Raw genomic sequence first — 17,425 nt, 5'->3', positions numbered from 1 at the left:
TTTTCCCAGGAGTCAGGCCCATGCTTTGCGGGCCTGAATCCCTTTGCTCACCTCCGTGCGAGGTCGGAGCGGAGGGATCATGATGCGCTGGAGGAGCGAAGCGCTCGCCTTTGATACTTGGTGGCTTCTTTGCCTTCATTCATTCAGGCCACCGAGGAGCAACTGCGACCGTAAGCGCACATGATCTCGGAGTGGACTTCCCTCGCTCCCCCACATGATCCCGGAGTGGCTCCTACCCCGTACTTACCCTTTAACTGATCCAGCGGTAATGCCCTGAATGATGTATTTCTGCATCAGCAGGAAGAAGATGATAATTGGCATGATGCCAAGCACCAGTGCAGGCAGGGCAAGATCCCATTGCTTCGTATATTGTCCGAAGAGCGCAAAGGTCGCAATCGGAATGGTACGCAAATTGGAGCTTTGCAGAATCAGGGATGGAAGCAGATAGTCATTCCAGATCCAGAGTGTATTCAGGATGATGACGGTTACATACATCGGCTTCATGAGCGGGAATACAATCCGGAAGAACACGCCGTAGGCGGAGCTTCCATCCACCCGAGCTGCCTCTTCAATTTCGAGCGGAACTGATTTGACGAATCCGTGGAACAGGAAGATGGACATCGGTGCGCCAAAACCAAGATAACAGATGATGAGTCCGAAGAGGCTATCGATCAGTCCAAGATTACTGGTTACGGTAACGAGTGGAATCATGATAGACTGAAACGGAATCACCATGGCGGCAATAAACACGCCGAACAAAATCCGGTTGAAGCGCGTATCGCTGCGTACCATTCGGTAGGCGGCCATGGAGCTAATCAACACGAGCAGCAGATTGCTGACTACGGTGACGATGAGCGAGTTCATCAGGGCTGACGGGAATTTAATTTTCTCCCAGGCGTTTGCATAGTTGCCCCATTGGAACACCTCCGGCCATGCGGCCGAATTGGTAAGCAGGTCACCGAATGTTTTGACTGAATTGACAAACAGGAAGTAAAACGGAACCAGGAACAATAAACCAATGAGCACCATAACAATCTCGGTTACAATGGTACTGAAGCGGTAATTTTTTGACGTTTCCATCTATGCCTCCACCTCCTTGCTCTTCGTCACACGCACCTGAATCATGGTGATAATGGCAACGATGACGAAGAACACAAGTGCTTTGGCTGTACCGATGCCGTACCGATTATTCACAAAAGCCTCATTGTAAATATTCAGCGCTACCGATTCTGTTGATCCAAACGGTCCGCCTTTGGTCAGCGACAGATTGAGATCGAACATTTTGAATGACCAGGAGATGGCAAGGAACAGACAGATTGTGACTCCCGGCATAATGAGCGGAAAAATAATGCTGCGCAGTACCTGCCAGCGGCTGGCACCATCAATTTCGGCAGCTTCCAGCAGATCGGGTGATACGTTGGTCAAGGACGAGATGTAGATAACCATCAGATACCCTGCGGTCTGCCAGACAAATACAATGACGATACCCCAGAAGGCGGTCGGCTCGTCTCCCAACCATGGGAGGTTGAAGAAGGACCATCCGGTTACGTCGCCTACTGCTGAAAACCCTTTCACAAATATGAACTGCCAGATAAAGCCGAGTAACAATCCACCGATCACGTTAGGCATAAAAAAGATCGTGCGCAGAAAGTTTCTCGTCTTGAGCGGCTTGGTCAGGAAATACGCCAGGAAAAAACCGATAACATTGGTCAAGATTACACCAACCACGGTGAAGCGCACCGTAAACCAAAACGCAGATAGAAACTTGGGATCATTCGCAAAAATTTGCTTGAAATTGTCGAATCCTACCCAATGAATGTTCGCCGACACCCCGTTCCAGTCGGTAAAGGAATACACCATGCCAAGCAGGAAAGGGACCACGATAATGAGAATAAAAAAGACGATGGAGGGACCCACGAACACAAGCTGCTGTAACAGCTGTGAAGATTTGCGATGCTTCATATCGTTCTCCCCTTCTATAGATGGATGAAATTGGTCTCTTGTTCTATTAAACTCCAATCTCGCACAGGGAAACACCGACCCTGGTGAACAGTTGGGTGTAAAATATTGTCCTTTCTTAACCTGCAACCAGAAGGGGTGTCACGATGTCAAAATACTACAGCATTCGCACCAAGCTAATCGCTTTTATGCTCATTGCCACAACCATTCCGCTGCTGGCATCCATCAGCATGACGTTTATCCAGACCAAAACCGCCCTGCGCGAGCAGGCCGTCGCAGAGAACAAACGCCTGATTTTCCAGGCGTCCACCAATCTCAACAATTACGTGGATAACGTGGCAAGAGCTTCGCTTGCTGTGTACAACGATCCAAATTTTCTACGGAATCTGGCGAAAATTCCCGGCGACTATCGTGCAGTTGCCGAGGTATACACCACCTTGCAGACGATACGTTCGGCTGTACCCGATGTATTCCAGCTGTATCTGCACTCCTTTGCTGCCAATCAATCGACATTAATTGCGAACCCTTTCCCGAAGCGGGAAGAGCGCAAACAGGCCTACTCTGACTCGCTTCATGGAAAATCGGACGCTAAAAGTCAGGATATCTGGGTCGAATCGGCGCACCTTAGTCATTCCTACGGCTTCAAGGCAGCGTCTGCGGATGATCCACCAAGAACAGTGATTACCCTTCATCGTGTGATCAAGGATGTGCCATCAACAGAACGGTTGGGTGTACTCGCCATCGATTTGAACATGGATACCATTGCCGAAATCTGCAGCAGACTGTATGATCCGACAAAGGAACAGATCTATGTCATCGACAATCAGAACCAGATTATTTACGAGGGAAAGTCGGAAGTCAGCGGAACGGATGCATTACGGCAGGAGGCAGCGACTGAGCTGAATTCGGCACGTTCCATTGCAGGGACAGCACAGAGCGCTTCAGGTCATTTTGAACAGGATCATTCCATGTATGTGTACCAGCAGTTAGGAAGCCAATTTGCAGACTGGACCATTGTTAAACAGATTCCGAATGAAACACTTTACGCGAGTGCCACCACCTTAACGTGGAATAATGCCATGATCGCTATTGCCGCACTGTTATTGGTCATCGTGGCAACCCTGTTCATCTCGATCCGGATCACCGGACCGCTCAAGCAATTAATGCGTTATATGAACCAGATTCAGGCAGGACGCCTGCATGTGGATATCCGTTTAACGAGTCGGGACGAGATCGGTGTGCTGGCCCGTCATTTCCGGGATATGATGGATACGGTGAACAACTTGATTTTGCGGGAATATCGCCTTGAAATAGCGAATAAAACCAATCAGCTCAAAGCGCTGCAAGCCCAAATCCATCCCCATTTTCTGTATAATACGTTGCAATCTATCGGTACACTGGCGCTTCAACAGCAAGGACAACGGGTGTATGTGCTGCTCTCTTCCCTATCCAAAATGCTGCGCTACAGCATGCGTGACCAGACCCGGGTCACTTTGAACGAAGAAGCCGAGCATGCACGGCTCTATCTGGAACTGCAAAAAGAGCGGTTCGCTGACCGCCTGGAAGTTGAACTGGATTTTGCCGAAGATACCCTGCGCGCCGAAATGCCGAGGATGACCTTGCAGCCTTTAATTGAAAATTACTTTAAGCATGGAGCAGATGTTCAGCCTGGCAAAGGCAGGATACGCATATCCAGTCAGCGAACGGCTGACGATTGGATTCAGATTCGACTGGAAAATAACGGACCATGCATACCCGAAGAGAAGTTGTCCGAGATTCAGCGTTGGTTGCGTCCGGAATCTATATCTTCCGATTCCTCTCAGGAACCGGACGAGACTGAGTCGATTGGATTGCGTAACGTGATGCGCAGACTGCAACTGAACTCACCTCCGGGATACAATGCGACGCTTACGATTGGCAATATGGAACCGAATGGCGTAGAGATCACAGTCAAAATATACGCGGGAGAGTGAACAACATGAAAGCCTTGATTGTCGATGATGAAAAACACGTCCGCGATGCGATAAAGCTGCTTGGTCAATGGGAAGCCGCAGGAATTGATACCTTGTATGAAGCGGCAGATGGTCACGAAGCGGTCGCTGCCATCACGGCCCATCAACCGCAAATTGTACTCAGCGATATGCGAATGCCTGGCAAGGATGGTATGGCTCTGCTCGAATGGATATCTGTTCATGCCCCACACAGCAAGGTACTGGTCATCAGCGGATATGATGATTTTGAACTGGTCAGACATGCGATTCGATATGGGGGTACGGACTACCTGCTCAAACCAGTCGAAGCAGATGAACTGAATTCATCCTTATTTAGGGCAGTCGATGCCTGGAAAGAAGCCGATGCCGTTCGTGTGCAGTCCACAAGACAATCCATGGTGGTTAATCAGATGCGTCCGCATTATCATGACAGACTGCTCACAGAGCTTGTCGTGGGACGCGGAAGCAACAATACCCAATTCCAGCGGCTGCGGGATGAATTAAATCTGCCCAAGGATATCGACAGTTGCAGTGTGGCCGTCACCAGCCTTTCGCATCTCGATGCTCAATGCTTGGCAAAATATCGCAGCCAGCCTGACCTTCTTGTATTCTCCGTTCTGAATATCTGTGCGGAGATGTTATCCCCACCTGCCGAAGGTGTCGTGTTCCGCCAGCTTGATCAGCCGGATGAAGTCGTTCTCCTGTATTGGGGTCAGTGCTCGACACTTCAAACCATTCTCGAAAAAGTGAACGATGGTCTGGAACAGATCATCCAACGCCGTCTCCATTTTGGTATCTCCAGCTGTGAGTTTTACCCTACTGGAACCTCGGGAGCCTATCAGGAAGCCAGTTTGCGGTTGTGGCGACGCAATGCCTTGCAAATGAAGCGGTGTATTCACAATGCATTGGAGCCCTCCAACGGAAACAAAGGGCTGCGGTTATCTACCTTTGAGGAGTCCTTACGTCTCGCGTCGATGAGCGGGCGCGCTTCCAGCGTGTCCAATGCCGTTTCAGAATGGATTGATCCCATCACCCGGCTCGATGTCATAACTGCAGAGCAGATACAGCAATGGATGGATGAAATGGAATGGATGATTGGCCGTTGGCTCGACGATGCCGCCGGCGCCCCACCGAAGGAGGAAGATGAAGCGATAGAGGAACAATCCATTCCATTCGCCGAATTGCCTTTGGATCATGATGGGCTGTTATCACTGCCCTTGCTCCGCTCCCTGCTGGAACAGCGGTTGCTCGCAGCCGGAAAAGCCCTCACCGCACATCATCACGCCACACCGGACCCAATGAGTGAGATCGCTCGTTATATGGATGCTCATTATCAGGAAGACCTGTCTCTGCAGCAGATTGCTGCACGGTTCTACCTGAGTCGTGAATATATATCTCGCAAATTCAAACAGCAGTTCGGATTGAACTGGTCGGAGTATTTGGGCAAACTGCGAATCAATAACGCCAAGCTGCTGTTACAGAATCCTTCACTACGAATTGCAAAAATCTCGGAGATGGTCGGCTATCAGGACGAGAAGTATTTCAGTAAAGTGTTCAAAAAAATGGAGGGCATCACACCGGGGGAGTACCGCAAAACGTTATCTGACGGAAATGCTTAATTGAGACGCCGGATCTGTTGAAAATCTGTCTAATAGAACATGCTCGATTCGTTAAACGATAAAAGGGGCATCCCGTCATGTTCATGACTCTGGGAATAGCCCCTTTCCCTTTTACATATATGAATGCATATTGATGGATACACTCTGATCTTCTTTTCTAAGGGATCAGCGATCCCGCAGTATGACGGAAGGAACAATACGAACATAGATTAACTCTCCTGCCAGCTCGACGATCGTCTGGGTTACAATCACTGCGGCAGCAATTGTGGCCCACTCTTGCGGCAATGCAAGTGCCAATGGCAGAACAACAAGTGAATTCCGGGTCCCTGCACTGAAAATAACGGCCCTGCCTGCGCCTGTGTCCAATCGGAATAGAGCCACTACGATTCGTGAGATGAAGGGCATAACCATCAGAAAAATAATATAGATGGGCAGAACATCCACAATTACAGCAAAATCATCGTAGACCTTCCCGATTTGCGACGCGACAACCACTATCAATGCCAAAGCCATCAGGGGTACAGGCAACCAGGCGGTTGCGTTCATCACCCGTTCTCCTCCGGCCTTGCCTTTGGTCACAAATTGCGTAAGAATAGCCAACAGCAACGGAATAACGATCAGGAACAGAAAAGCCTCCACGAAAGGCCCCACTTGCATGACCTGTGCCGCTTCCTTCCCGATGAACAGCCACAAATATACCGGTAATAAAACCATCTGTATAACAAACAGGATTGGCGTTGCAGCCAGCATCAGTCTCTCATTGCCCCGACCCAACTGTGTAAAAACAATGACGTAATCAATGCAAGGGGTTAGTAGTACCAGATAAACGCCGATGAGCACGGCCGGAGGCTGTGGAAACGCCAGGGTTAACAATGACACAACCACAGGTACAACGATAAAATTAGCGACCAGCAAAGCACCAATAAATCGCAGGTTAGACAAGGATTCTTTGAGCTGTAAAAAAGGAATCTGTGCAAACATGCTATATAACAAAATGGCAAGCACAGGTGAAACCGTATAATGCATCGCTGCCCCCCATTCAGGGGTGCCCAGCCCAATCGCTGCTCCCACGAATAGGGCCACGACATAAAACCACGTTTGTTGCTTCTCCATCGTTTCTCTCGTAAACAACCTTCTTCCTCTCCCTCTGAGAATTAGCATTTTATCACAATATCAAAATGATAATTGTACGTTTGTAGTGAGTTGTAGTATATGTTATTGTCATATTAGAAAGCAGTTCTGGGTAATATGAAAATATCCGCAATGCGCTAACATTGCGGATATCCAGACAAAAGACCGATGGGTGACCACGGCGCGAACTTCAAATGCATGAAAAACCACCGAATTAAGGGGCCAACCTATCGTCGGTGGTTTTTCTTGTTTTTACGTGTCTTCTTTACGCCAAATAAAGTTATCAGGCCAGTACAAATACTGACGATCTTTAATAAAGCGTCCAGAATCTTCACGATCAAATCAAGGGACACGGCTCCACCTCCTTTCGGAGCAGCTTCGCCGTGTCTTCCCACCGATTACATTTCTCCTAAATTTGAGTATAGCAGAACGTTATGAACAAAATATAGATAAACTTACCAGCCAAATTAATAAGATAGAATTTCATGGATTAACATAACTCTGCTTCAACCAGCGTACATTGAGACGTAGCACAACGAATAAGAGAGCGGCAAACCGCAGGACAGTCAGACAATGATCCTGTGAATTTTTTGCGGCTTCTTATTAGAATGCGAAAGAACTGGGTATATTCATTATAGACTGACCCGTGGTTCATTCATTTTTGTTAAACCAAGGAGGAAACACAATGTCACGTAACAATCCGTACAAGTGGTTAAACGCGATTGGGTTTATCGCTGTTATCGTAGTAAACTACCTTTCCAACGCGCTGCCGATCGGAGGCAGGACCAACAAGGAAGTATCGGATATGTACCCTGTATTGCTCACCCCTTCGGGCTATGCTTTCTCCATATGGGGACTGATCTATCTGCTGCTCGCTGGCTTTGTCATCTATCAATTCGTTCCCTCTTCGTGGAAAAGGGACTCCATTACCCGCCTCGGTTACTGGTTTCTGGCAAGTTGTGCCTTTAATGTAGCGTGGATCTTTGCTTTTCAAAATCTCAAAATCGGTCTCGCCTTAGTCGTCATCGTCCTGCTTCTGCTCACCCTTATCATGTTGTATGTAAAAACGCGTGCAATCACCCTTCCTACAACTGCCGAAATCTGGCTTGTGAAGCTGCCGTTCAGCATATATCTTGGATGGGTTAGCGTGGCAACCATTATCAATGCGGCTGTATTATTATATAAAATTGGCTGGGATGGCTTTGGACTCAGTGAAACTACCTGGACCATCATCATGTTAATTGTAGGCCTGGTGCTGGCTGTACTGGTGAGCTTTCCTTACCGGGATAGTGTATACCCACTTGTCTTTACATGGGCATACATTGCCATCGCACTCAAACAAAAAGACGTCACCTCCGTGTATTATACGGCAATTATCATTGCGATCGTACTGGCCATTTATGCGGTATGGCTGTTCTTCGCCCGTAATCAGGATCGGGATTAATCCGGATCTGTTCATTTAAATTCAAAAAGCCGATTTCGGTCATATGACCCGAAATCGGCTTTTTATGTATCTTTCTTACTTGGCGGATATCAGTTTCCCCTATTTGAGGGCAATGACTTCAATTTCCACAAGTGCATCCTTCGGCAGACGAGCAACTTCAACTGCGCTGCGTGCCGGATAAGGCTGTTCGAAGAACGTGCTGTACACTTCGTTTACCGGAACAAAATCATTCATATCTTTCAGGAAAACCGTCGTTTTCACAACTTTGTCCATACTCGTGCCTGCTGCTTCAAGGATGGCCTTCACATTGCTCAGGGACAAACGAGTCTGCTCCTGTACATCGGCTCCAAATTCCCCTGTTTGCGGGTTGAGGCCAAGCTGACCGGATGTATAGATGAAATCGCCTGCTTCAACAGCCTGACTGTATGGACCAATAGCGCCTGGCGCCTGATCGGTAGAGATTGGTTTTTTCATGGACGAGTTCTCCTTCATGTTCGCTGTCCTGCCGCCGCAAGGAGACAAGCCTCGAACTCATTTTTGAAGCTTATTATAACATGATCCCGCCCAGGCAAGAAACGTCTATCCTTAGCTCTCATTCCGATATGGGCAAACCATGAATATCTCAGGACTCATCCAGTCCAAGCACATGAATAACATCATTGGAATAGACGTGGTTTCCATTGGTTTGAACAAGTGCAATGTTTATCATGGCCCGAGCTATGGTTGCAGCTTGGATTGCCCGGTATTTATCCACTCTGCCTTTCATCCAGCGATCCAGAAACGTCATGGCATGAGCTGCCAACTGCTCACCCAACCGTTTTTCTTTGCGATCTCCGAGGATTAACGACGGACGGAATATATGCAGTGAACGTAAACCGATAGCCGATAACGCGTCTTCCATCTCTCCCTTGGTCCGACTATAAAATACCCGTGACCCGGCATCGGCTCCCATGGAAGAAATGACAAGCATCTGGGATACACCTTGCTCCTTGGCAAGTTTGGCAGCTCTAACGGGGTAGTGAAAATCCACTTGCCGGAAGTTTTCCTGACTTCCGGCTTTTTTAATCGTTGTACCCAAGCAACAATATAAGTCATCAACATCGCGAAACAGATCTTTTTGCTCCTCAAGCTGTTCCCAATCCACGATGTGCTGCTCCAGCTTTGGATGCTCCAATTCAAGCCGGCGTCTGACCAATACACGAATCCGGCCATAAGCCGGATTCTGAAGCAAGCTGCGTACCAATAGTCCACCCACAAGCCCAGTGGCTCCAATCACAAGAGCTTGCCGTTCGTGATTCTCCAAGTACATCCCTCCACATCTCTCTATTTCAGAAGCACACGACGTCCAAGCGTAAACGTAAGAACCAGCATCGCTGCACCAACACCCACTTGGAATCCATAGGCGGAAACCCAATTCATCGCATCTGGCCAGGTTTCCATTCTCTCATATAACCAGCCACCAATCAGTGGTCCAAGAAACGAGGTCACTCCGGTCAGTGCCGAATACACAGCGACAAACATAGGTCTTTCGCTTTTCGGTGTATCCCCGATTGTGAAGTTAAAGGCAAGCTGGTTGAATCCACCCACACCAATACCGAGAAAAATATGGGATAAAAAAAGCGCTATCAAAACAGGCATAAACGACATCAATCCCCATGACAGACAGGAGAAGGCGATGATCGGTAATGTCCAAAATAATAAGGTTTTGTTGCTGAATCTCGCGTTCAGATTGCCCCAGATATAGAATCCGGCCATCATGACGAGCGTCTGCACTACAGTAATGATGGATACCGTCTGATAATTAATGTTAAGCAGGTCAAGCATTACATAGGAAAATAGTGGAACGATCAACGTCTGGATCAGTAACCAGGCCGCGAGGAACAGTGCAGCCTTCAGAAAGGAAGGATCCTGAAACGGCTTTTTGAACATCCCCCAAAAAACCTTTTCAGTTGAACGTTCAAACGGTACATCCGGATAAAAGAAATAAATAACCGTATTGGCTATGGCGCAGATCCACACAGGAATGAACAGGATTAAGAAGCCAGTCTCTCCGGGGAAACGATCCAGAACGATGCCTCCCGCAAATAAGCATGCGCTTCCAAGTGCGTTCAGAATCGTGTTTCGGATTCCGAAATAACGCCCTCTCACCTTGGCAGGAACAATATCTCCAATCAACGAGGTCCAGATCATCCCGCCAATCGTATTGGCTATGAATGCAACCGTATACACACCAATATAAATGCCTACCCACCACTCCTTGGGAAACAGGAACGGAATGAGTCCCGTCGAACTCCACAGGATGCGATGCACCCCCACAAACAATATAAGCATGCGTTTGCGGCTGCGAATGCGCTGCATCCAGTAAGCCGCTCCAATCTGGGCGATATTGACAAACGTTGTAATAGCGAGCACAAAGCCAATATGTCTTGACCCGGCCCCAAGGTACAGCAGAAATCCGGTTAAAAATGGGCCTCCCAGCAACGTCTGCAAAATAATTGCCGGTACACCCTCCCATGTTGCAATGGATAAATTCGTGCGTTGTGTCGAACCCTTGCGCCGTGGCTTGCCTACAAACGGAGGAGGGTTAACGTTGACCGTCTTCTGTATGGGGATACACTCCTTAGACCGGGTTTCATGTGCCGGTCGATGCTAGTTGTCACCCCAAATTCTACTCACAGCGTGAAGGTTGTCAACTCATTTTTTCACGGTTCAACGGAAGGTAGAGATAGAAGGTACTACCCTTGCCTTCAGCGCTTTCAAGTTCGATCGATCCGTCCAGTAATCTCGCCAGATCCCTACTAATGGACAGGCCAAGTCCTGTACCCCCAAATTTCCGGGTGATGGACCCGTCAGCCTGTTGAAATGCTTCAAAAATGGACTGATGTTTATCTTTGGCAATGCCAATTCCTGTATCTTGCACCGAAAAAACAATCCATTGACTCAGAATGCCTGACTTCTTGATTTGCTTGGTGCTCACGGTCAGTGTGACCTTCCCCTTAACCGTAAACTTGATGGCATTGGACATGAGATTACGTAATATCTGCTGGACTCGCTGGGGATCAGACCAGAGGGTCTCTGGCAATCCTGGCTTTTTGACCAATTGCAGCTCTACTCCCTTTTTCTCAGCAACCAGCTGAAAGTGAGTCATGGCATCTTCCGTGAGTTGTGCAATACTGATATCCTCCAAGACAATATCCAGTCTGCCCGCCTCCACTTTGGACAGATCGAGAATGTCATTGATTAACGTTAGCAGCTCCTGACCCGAATGTTCAATCATTGTGGCAAAACGTACGACATCTTCCTGCTCCATCGTATCACCGTTCTCGCTGATCATCTGGGCAAAGTTAATAACACTGTTCAGCGGTGTTCGCAGTTCATGCGACATATTCGCCAGAAACTCCGATTTGTACTGGGAAGCAATACTCAGCTGCTTGGCGCGGTCTTCCAGCACAATCTGGGCTTTCTGCAACTCTTCTTTTTGGACAGACAACAAACGATTGGTGCTCTGGATGAGCAAAATCCGATTCTGTTCGTTCTGGAAATCTCGTAAAATAAAAGCAAAAATAAGACTAAGTAAAATGCCAACAGGAAGGGTATACGGCATAATATGAGAGAAAAAATATGTAGCCGGGATAACGCCGACGATAGCAATGTTCACACTATTGACCACATTTACAATCAATATGACGATGATACCTTTAACAATTAGCCTGTAGTCACTGCGTCTCATCCATATATTTAACCCTGCACACAGCACACCCAAGATTGACATGTTGATCAGTGCAGCCACCGTAGCATCATTGATACCGAAAGTTAAACGGGTCAGTCCAATCCCAACACCAACAATAATAACGCTATAGGGTTGTCTGTACGTCAAAACGGCAACAATTAAAGGAACAAAGCGAAGATCGAAAACCACTTCATCATTAAGCTGAAATCCAAATACCGTGCTGATCCAGCCTGCAAAAATAAGCACAAACAACGAACTGATCTGTTTTACTTGTGATGAAGCTCGTATTACGATGTATTTATAGAACACACTAGCAAGGTAAGCAATGGTAATGAGCATCCCCATATTTAATACGAACATTTTTGAAAATTGCATTCACTCACTCCTGTTGTCGTGTATTCATTGACATAAAACCTATAGTTCGTATGCATCTCTATCATATCATGCCCATTCAACCTTCGACATTGCTTCGTCGTCAAAAAAATGCACAAAAATACACAAATCAGGATTCAATTTGTGCGCCGAAAGTAGTAGAATATATTGTTGTTCGATTTTATTTGCTGTGATCCAGTTCCTTGCGGACCTGGATGAAAGGAGAAACGGTGTTGTGCACGTGTTAAAAAGCAAATCCTACTGGCTGTCGTTAAGCTTGATGCTTTCCTTGGCTGTCATGGGGATGTTCTATGATATTCTGAATAGTCCGGAACGTGGTTTCTATGTGCTGAATTCCCCGTTGGACCGGATCATCCCTTATGTACCATCTATGTCCATACCCTATCTGGGTTGGTATCCGTTTGTCTTCGGTGTGCTGGCTTATTTATGCGCCAAGGATCGGCTCACTTATTATCGCGTCCTGTTATCCATGAACATCTGTGTCTGGATCTGCTACCTGATCTACTTTAATTTTCAGACCATGGTGCCGCGTCCCGAGTTAACAGGTACAGGTCTCGGTGCATCTCTTCTTGGGTGGCTCTACAGCCAGGACCGTCCATATAATTGTTTTCCAAGTATTCATGCTCTTCATTCTTATCTGGTGATGCGTGCTGTTCTCTCCGTTCAGAGCATTCGCAAACAGGTTAAGGTGTTGGTTGCTGCCGGGGCAGCACTGATTATATTATCCACCTTGATGATTAAACAACATGTCATCTATGACGCCCTTGGTGCGGTCGTACTGGGTGAATGCATTTTCACAATTATCACCGGGCTCTCGCTGCACCGTCGTCGCAGAAAAGAATCGAAGTGGACAGAGGGGATCAGCTGACCCCTCGCTCCGACGATTTCTGGAGATGCTGTTGTCGTCTCCATTCATCAATAAACAAGCTTGCAAAATAGGGATCCCACTGGGTCCCTTTTCCTTGTTCCAAAATAGATAGCGCTTTCTCATGACTCATCCCATTCCGGTACGGACGATCAGACGTCATGGCATCAAAAGCATCAGCCACGGCAATGATACGGCCAAATAGCGGAATCTCTTCGCCTGCTATGCCATCCGGATACCCTTTGCCATCATATCTTTCGTGATGAGACCTTACACCCGGCAGAAAATCTGCCATCGCATCGATCGGTTCAATCTGTAACAAAATACTCTCTCCAAGAACGGGATGTGTGCGAATGATGGCAAATTCCTCATCGGTGAGTTTTCCATCTTTCAATAACACTTCGTCGGGTATGCCGATCTTCCCGATATCATGCAGCAGTGCTGATTTGTATAACAAATCTGCTTGCTCTTCGTTCATGCCGCTCAGCTTGCCAATCATAAGGGAATACTCTGCCACCCGCATGGAATGACCGGCCGTATATTTATCCCTTGCGTCCAATGCAGCCGCCAAGGTGGAAAAATAACTTTGCAGCAACTGTCGATTGCGCTCCTGTCTCATCTCAAGCCGATTAATCATCATATTGAATCCGGAGATGAGTGCAGAAAATTCATCCGCGTAGAGATCAGGCGTTCTTCTGCCGAGGTCTCCCTCTTGAATTCGGTTCATCTCCTCCGTCAGCTCCGCAACTGGACCGCGAACATCCCGAATCAGCAGCCAGCTTCCCACAAGGGCGAAGCCCCCGCCCAGCACAACGATAAGAATGGCCCACAGAGTATACTCTTTCGCAAACTCGCTATCCATATATTGAAGACGGATCGATGTAGCCAAGAAGAACAGAAATAATGGAAATAAACCGATCAGCGCCGTACTCAGCTGAAATTTACGCTGAATGGACACCAGAACACGTCCTCCGAGAGAGGGCTCCATACCATGCTGTTCTTTACCTCTGCGGCGAACTTCCAGCAGCAGCGGTCTCACGGTTCGAACCGTCAGAAAATATTCAATCAGGGCATGCATCACGGCAATCAATAAGGCACACGCAGCTGCAACGGCTACGTAGCCATAAGGAAACTCCAGCCATCCCGTGGAGATCATCCATAATGTCAATCCGGCAGCAGGCAGGGAAAAACCAAGCATATGCGGACCCAAAATACGATAAATCGTTTGTCCCGGAAACCGGTGAATCCTTTCATACATCTTCGTCAGTTCGGACTCTTCATGATGTTCGGCGGCAAAGAATTGCCGAATGGGGCCAAGTTGTGCCCAGAGCGTAATCAGTTCAGCAACAAGCATGAACAATAGTGAAATCAACACAATGAAAATGAGGCGTACAAATTGAATATTCGGTATTTGTAAGGTAGACACCATAACCACTGTACCTACCACAAAAACAGCCGCCATCGAACCGATAAGATAATTTCGTATCAGACGAAAGATAAATGAACGGTATACTTCCACCCCAACCCCTCACTCTCTAGGTGTAAACCAGTTCTCCCCATTGATGCCACAGAGGGAGATCAAGGGTACAGCCTCCTATTTGTTATCGGTTATTCGGACTGAAAAAATTAATTCATTTCACGGACGGGAACCCCCCATACTGGAATTAACTATGAATCGCTCATCTACTTATATGTACGCGTACAACCATACAAAAAAGACTGCCTCCCGTAGGAAACAGCCTGATATGGCAAAACATTTCTTATCCTTTAATCTTGGCAGCCAGAATCATTGTACCACGCGGCTCATCACCCATCGCATCCGGTTCAAGTGTGATCGCGACCGTGTCGTAGTCATTGACAGAGTCTAACGTGTAGTATACTGCTCCCGTTCCATTATGGCTCAGGAAGGTCCCCGCATTCTGAGGTGTATCACCCTTGATCAGCCACACCTGGAACGCCTCTTTGCCTTCAAGCGTAGGCAGGTTCTCCGCCTGTACGACCAGGTGAGTGCCTTTGCTGTCAATAACGATAGTAGCCAGTCCTTGGGCCACAATGTCCTGTGTCGCAGGACTAAGCTTGACGGCTTCGCCTGTCTGCATTCCCTGTGCAGGCTGCAGGGATGAAGCAAGCTGCTCTTGCAGCTGCGCATTCTGCGCCTGCGCCTGAGCAAGCTGCTCTTCCACTGTTGATGAGCCCGCAGCTTGCTGCTTCAGCGAATCGACCTGGCCTTGCAGCTGCCCGGCGTAGATGCCGAGCACAAGCGCCGCTGCCGCGAGGGCTGCGCTCGCTATGCGCCAGGCGCGGCTGCTGCGCGCACGCGCGCGCCCTTGAGGCTGCCACGGCTGTGCCTGTGCAGCCTCTTCTGCCCGGGCTGCAGGCACCGCCGTCTCCGGCGGCAAGCCTTGCCCGGGCTGCGCCGCTTCATGCTGCGGCGCAAGATCCTCCTGAAGCACCGCGGGTGCTTCAGGCTGCGCAGGAGCAGCCGCCGGCTTCGCTTCGGCGCTCTCCTGCGCGTGTCCGAGCACGTTGCCCAGCACACGTGCTCGCATGCCAGGCGGCGGTGCAACAGGTTCCGCCGCGAGTGGCAGGAAGCCTGTTACTTCCTGCAATTCCCTCACCTCCTGGCGACAAGACTCACAATGGGCCAAATGCGCTTCAAATGCTGCCACTTCCTCCGCTTCGAGTCCTCCCAGCACATACACCGGTGCCAGATCAGACCATTCCTCATGTCGTTCTATCATGGATGTATGCCCTCCCTTCCCGCGTCCGGATGCATTTCAGCATCGGCGAGCAGCTTCTGAAGCTGCCGCATCGCAAGCCTGACACGGCTCTTTACTGTACCCAGCGGAATCCCGAATCTGCTGGATACCTCTTGTTGGGTTAAACCTGCATAATAGATCGATTCAATGACCTGTTGCTGGTCACCATTCAACTGGGACAGGGCTTCCTTGATTCGGACACCTTCCCACTTGCGCTCTATTTCTTCTTCTGTATTTGTATGTTCATCGGCATAGGCCGCCAGTGTTTCGTTCTCCACTGAGGTTGTAGCTGCGCTTTTGGATTTTCGCCTCAGCATGTCCACTGCAATGTTGCGCGTTATGGCGAACATCCACGTGGTCAGCTTCCCCTGTGAGGCCTCATATCGTTCAGCATTGTTCCAAACCCGCAGGAATAATTCCTGGACAGTCTCTTCTGCTGTCATTGGATCACCAACGATCCGATAAGCAAAAGAATACACCGCCCGCTCGTAGCGGTCATATAAAAGCTCCAGTGCAGAAGCATCTCGCTCCGCAATCTGCCGCATCAACCTGCTGTCCTCTATTGATTCAGTCATGCGAGGGCCCCTTTCCGTGTCATCCCTCTTATTATAACCTACGCAGAATCATTTGAAGAGGATTACCTTATTGAAGAAATAATCTGAAATGTTTTCGCAATTGTTTTCAAAAAAAGCTTCAACCTTCCTTTTTATTGCAAAAAATTACAGCCTGTGGTACACTATAAGAGTTGGTATTTAAACAACCTCATATGATTTTCTGTCTTCTTTAAACCCCGGAATATTTTCTTCATGCTGCGACCGCAGCGAATATGCACATTAACCTATGAAGATTGAAGAACCTGAATCACAATAACCCGGTAGTACAGAGTTTCACAAGATGTTCCCATTCACACTGGCGCGGTCATCGGAGCCGCAAGGACAAAAGAGAGGTAGGGCTTTTGTTGTTTTGGATGTCACTTATTCTTGAGAAGATTGAAAACATACACAAAGCACCCGGAATTGGGTTCCGGGTGTTTTTCCATGTCCATTTTTAATAAATAGTGTCCAAACAGCCAAAAGGCACCGATACAATCTCGGTGCCTTTCAACGGAGTTGTATGGATCAACTCCCTAATACAGTTGCTGTTGCACAATTTAGATAAACATTGTTTTGGAGATAATAACCAACAGGATGAACAGTACGAGAATCGTACCCATCGATCCCCAGCTTCCCCCGCCGTGTCCATAGGAAGTTCCACAACCTTGGTGGTAACCGTGCAGCATTGGCGCATGATTGGGATGATGAGCGTATCCGTAGCCATAGCCCGCTGGCATTGTTCCACAACCATACCCGTACCCATGCATTTCATGACCTGTGTATCCATGCATGTGCTCATACCCTCCCACGTATCCGTATACGTGTCCCTGTCCGTTCGGTGAATTCGGTTTTACTTCGCTCATTGTTCATTCCTCCTTAACATTTGCCTACACCCCTAAGCTATGTATTATGCCTACCTCTGGACCGGGCTATGGCCCTAC

15 protein-coding genes are annotated in these 17,425 nt (G+C 48.3%); 4 read left to right on the top strand and 11 right to left on the bottom strand.

Annotated elements, in window-relative coordinates:
• Positions 1-243: 243 nt before the first annotated feature.
• Together BMY78_RS25860 and BMY78_RS25855 are read right to left on the bottom strand one after the other, a co-directional pair.
• A complete protein-coding gene (locus BMY78_RS25860; RefSeq protein ID WP_076290578.1) occupies positions 244-1,080 on the bottom strand; it encodes a carbohydrate ABC transporter permease in 837 nt (278 codons plus the stop codon).
• The gene (locus BMY78_RS25855; protein WP_063567994.1) at positions 1,081-1,962 is read right to left on the bottom strand and encodes a carbohydrate ABC transporter permease; all 882 of its coding nucleotides are present in this window, start codon (positions 1,960-1,962) and stop codon (positions 1,081-1,083) included.
• 143 nt (positions 1,963-2,105) lie between these two features.
• Between BMY78_RS25855 and BMY78_RS25850 the strand changes: the two genes are divergently transcribed.
• Together BMY78_RS25850 and BMY78_RS25845 are read left to right on the top strand one after the other, a co-directional pair.
• Positions 2,106-3,932 carry a cache domain-containing sensor histidine kinase gene (locus BMY78_RS25850; RefSeq protein WP_090904197.1) on the top strand — a complete coding sequence of 609 codons (1,827 nt, stop codon included), beginning with the start codon at positions 2,106-2,108 and terminating at the stop codon, positions 3,930-3,932.
• 5 nt (positions 3,933-3,937) lie between these two features.
• On the top strand, positions 3,938-5,569 hold the full coding sequence (locus tag BMY78_RS25845) for a response regulator transcription factor (protein WP_090904196.1): 1,632 nt from the start codon (positions 3,938-3,940) through the stop codon (positions 5,567-5,569).
• A 165-nt stretch (positions 5,570-5,734) separates the two neighbouring features.
• Here the strand turns inward: BMY78_RS25845 and BMY78_RS25840 are convergent, their stop codons facing one another.
• The gene (locus BMY78_RS25840) at positions 5,735-6,730 is read right to left on the bottom strand and encodes an arsenic resistance protein (RefSeq protein WP_177185873.1); all 996 of its coding nucleotides are present in this window, start codon (positions 6,728-6,730) and stop codon (positions 5,735-5,737) included.
• 655 nt (positions 6,731-7,385) lie between these two features.
• On the opposite strand from BMY78_RS25840, the gene BMY78_RS25835 reads away from it, so the two are divergent.
• Entirely contained in the window at positions 7,386-8,144 is a 759-nt protein-coding gene (locus BMY78_RS25835; protein ID WP_090904194.1) for a tryptophan-rich sensory protein, read from the top strand.
• 99 nt (positions 8,145-8,243) lie between these two features.
• On the opposite strand, the gene BMY78_RS25830 is transcribed toward BMY78_RS25835, so the two are convergent.
• The 4 genes from BMY78_RS25830 to BMY78_RS25815 form a co-directional block, all read right to left on the bottom strand.
• The gene (locus tag BMY78_RS25830) at positions 8,244-8,618 is read right to left on the bottom strand and encodes a RidA family protein (RefSeq protein WP_024632179.1); all 375 of its coding nucleotides are present in this window, start codon (positions 8,616-8,618) and stop codon (positions 8,244-8,246) included.
• A 148-nt stretch (positions 8,619-8,766) separates the two neighbouring features.
• Positions 8,767-9,447 carry an oxidoreductase gene (locus BMY78_RS25825; protein ID WP_256222415.1) on the bottom strand — a complete coding sequence of 227 codons (681 nt, stop codon included), beginning with the start codon at positions 9,445-9,447 and terminating at the stop codon, positions 8,767-8,769.
• Between the two features lie 20 nt (positions 9,448-9,467).
• Complete coding sequence (locus BMY78_RS25820; protein WP_256222440.1) at positions 9,468-10,625, bottom strand: MFS transporter; 1,158 nt, start codon at positions 10,623-10,625, stop codon at positions 9,468-9,470.
• Positions 10,626-10,833: 208 nt separating this feature from the next.
• Positions 10,834-12,249: a sensor histidine kinase gene (locus BMY78_RS25815; protein ID WP_090904191.1), complete on the bottom strand. Its 1,416-nt coding sequence runs from the start codon at positions 12,247-12,249 to the stop codon at positions 10,834-10,836.
• Positions 12,250-12,481: 232 nt separating this feature from the next.
• Between BMY78_RS25815 and BMY78_RS25810 the strand changes: the two genes are divergently transcribed.
• Positions 12,482-13,135: a phosphatase PAP2 family protein gene (locus BMY78_RS25810; protein WP_090904190.1), complete on the top strand. Its 654-nt coding sequence runs from the start codon at positions 12,482-12,484 to the stop codon at positions 13,133-13,135.
• On the opposite strand, the gene BMY78_RS25805 is transcribed toward BMY78_RS25810, so the two are convergent.
• The 4 genes from BMY78_RS25805 to BMY78_RS33535 form a co-directional block, all read right to left on the bottom strand.
• Positions 13,128-14,651: an HD domain-containing phosphohydrolase gene (locus tag BMY78_RS25805; protein WP_090904189.1), complete on the bottom strand. Its 1,524-nt coding sequence runs from the start codon at positions 14,649-14,651 to the stop codon at positions 13,128-13,130. The genes BMY78_RS25810 and BMY78_RS25805 overlap by 8 nt on opposite strands.
• 241 nt (positions 14,652-14,892) lie before the next feature.
• Positions 14,893-15,873: an anti-sigma factor gene (locus tag BMY78_RS25800; protein WP_090904188.1), complete on the bottom strand. Its 981-nt coding sequence runs from the start codon at positions 15,871-15,873 to the stop codon at positions 14,893-14,895.
• Positions 15,870-16,466: an RNA polymerase sigma factor gene (locus BMY78_RS25795; RefSeq protein WP_090904187.1), complete on the bottom strand. Its 597-nt coding sequence runs from the start codon at positions 16,464-16,466 to the stop codon at positions 15,870-15,872. Before BMY78_RS25795 ends, BMY78_RS25800 begins: the two co-directional genes overlap by 4 nt.
• A gap of 575 nt (positions 16,467-17,041) precedes the next feature.
• Positions 17,042-17,347, bottom strand: coding sequence for a hypothetical protein (locus BMY78_RS33535; RefSeq protein WP_090904186.1), 306 nt, complete (start codon positions 17,345-17,347; stop codon positions 17,042-17,044).
• Between the last annotated feature and the right edge of the window lie 78 nt (positions 17,348-17,425).

It is taken from the genome of Paenibacillus sp. OK076, from assembly GCF_900110055.1.
Lineage (GTDB): Bacteria > Bacillota > Bacilli > Paenibacillales > Paenibacillaceae > Paenibacillus.
Note: the sequence above shows the minus strand (reverse complement) of the source record. Positions and strands in the feature narration are given on the sequence as shown.

Bases quoted from the DNA above. Each gene is read 5' to 3' on its own strand.
- BMY78_RS25860 (WP_076290578.1), bottom strand. From the start codon at position 1,080: ATGGAAACGTCAAAAAATTACCGCTTCAGTACCATTGTAACCGAGATT.
- BMY78_RS25855 (WP_063567994.1), bottom strand. From the start codon at position 1,962: ATGAAGCATCGCAAATCTTCACAGCTGTTACAGCAGCTTGTGTTCGTG.
- BMY78_RS25850 (WP_090904197.1), top strand. From the start codon at position 2,106: ATGTCAAAATACTACAGCATTCGCACCAAGCTAATCGCTTTTATGCTC.
- BMY78_RS25845 (WP_090904196.1), top strand. From the start codon at position 3,938: ATGAAAGCCTTGATTGTCGATGATGAAAAACACGTCCGCGATGCGATA.
- BMY78_RS25840 (WP_177185873.1), bottom strand. From the start codon at position 6,730: ATGCTAATTCTCAGAGGGAGAGGAAGAAGGTTGTTTACGAGAGAAACG.
- BMY78_RS25835 (WP_090904194.1), top strand. From the start codon at position 7,386: ATGTCACGTAACAATCCGTACAAGTGGTTAAACGCGATTGGGTTTATC.
- BMY78_RS25830 (WP_024632179.1), bottom strand. From the start codon at position 8,618: ATGAAAAAACCAATCTCTACCGATCAGGCGCCAGGCGCTATTGGTCCA.
- BMY78_RS25815 (WP_090904191.1), bottom strand. From the start codon at position 12,249: ATGCAATTTTCAAAAATGTTCGTATTAAATATGGGGATGCTCATTACC.
- BMY78_RS25800 (WP_090904188.1), bottom strand. From the start codon at position 15,873: ATGATAGAACGACATGAGGAATGGTCTGATCTGGCACCGGTGTATGTG.
- BMY78_RS25795 (WP_090904187.1), bottom strand. From the start codon at position 16,466: ATGACTGAATCAATAGAGGACAGCAGGTTGATGCGGCAGATTGCGGAG.
- BMY78_RS33535 (WP_090904186.1), bottom strand. From the start codon at position 17,347: ATGAGCGAAGTAAAACCGAATTCACCGAACGGACAGGGACACGTATAC.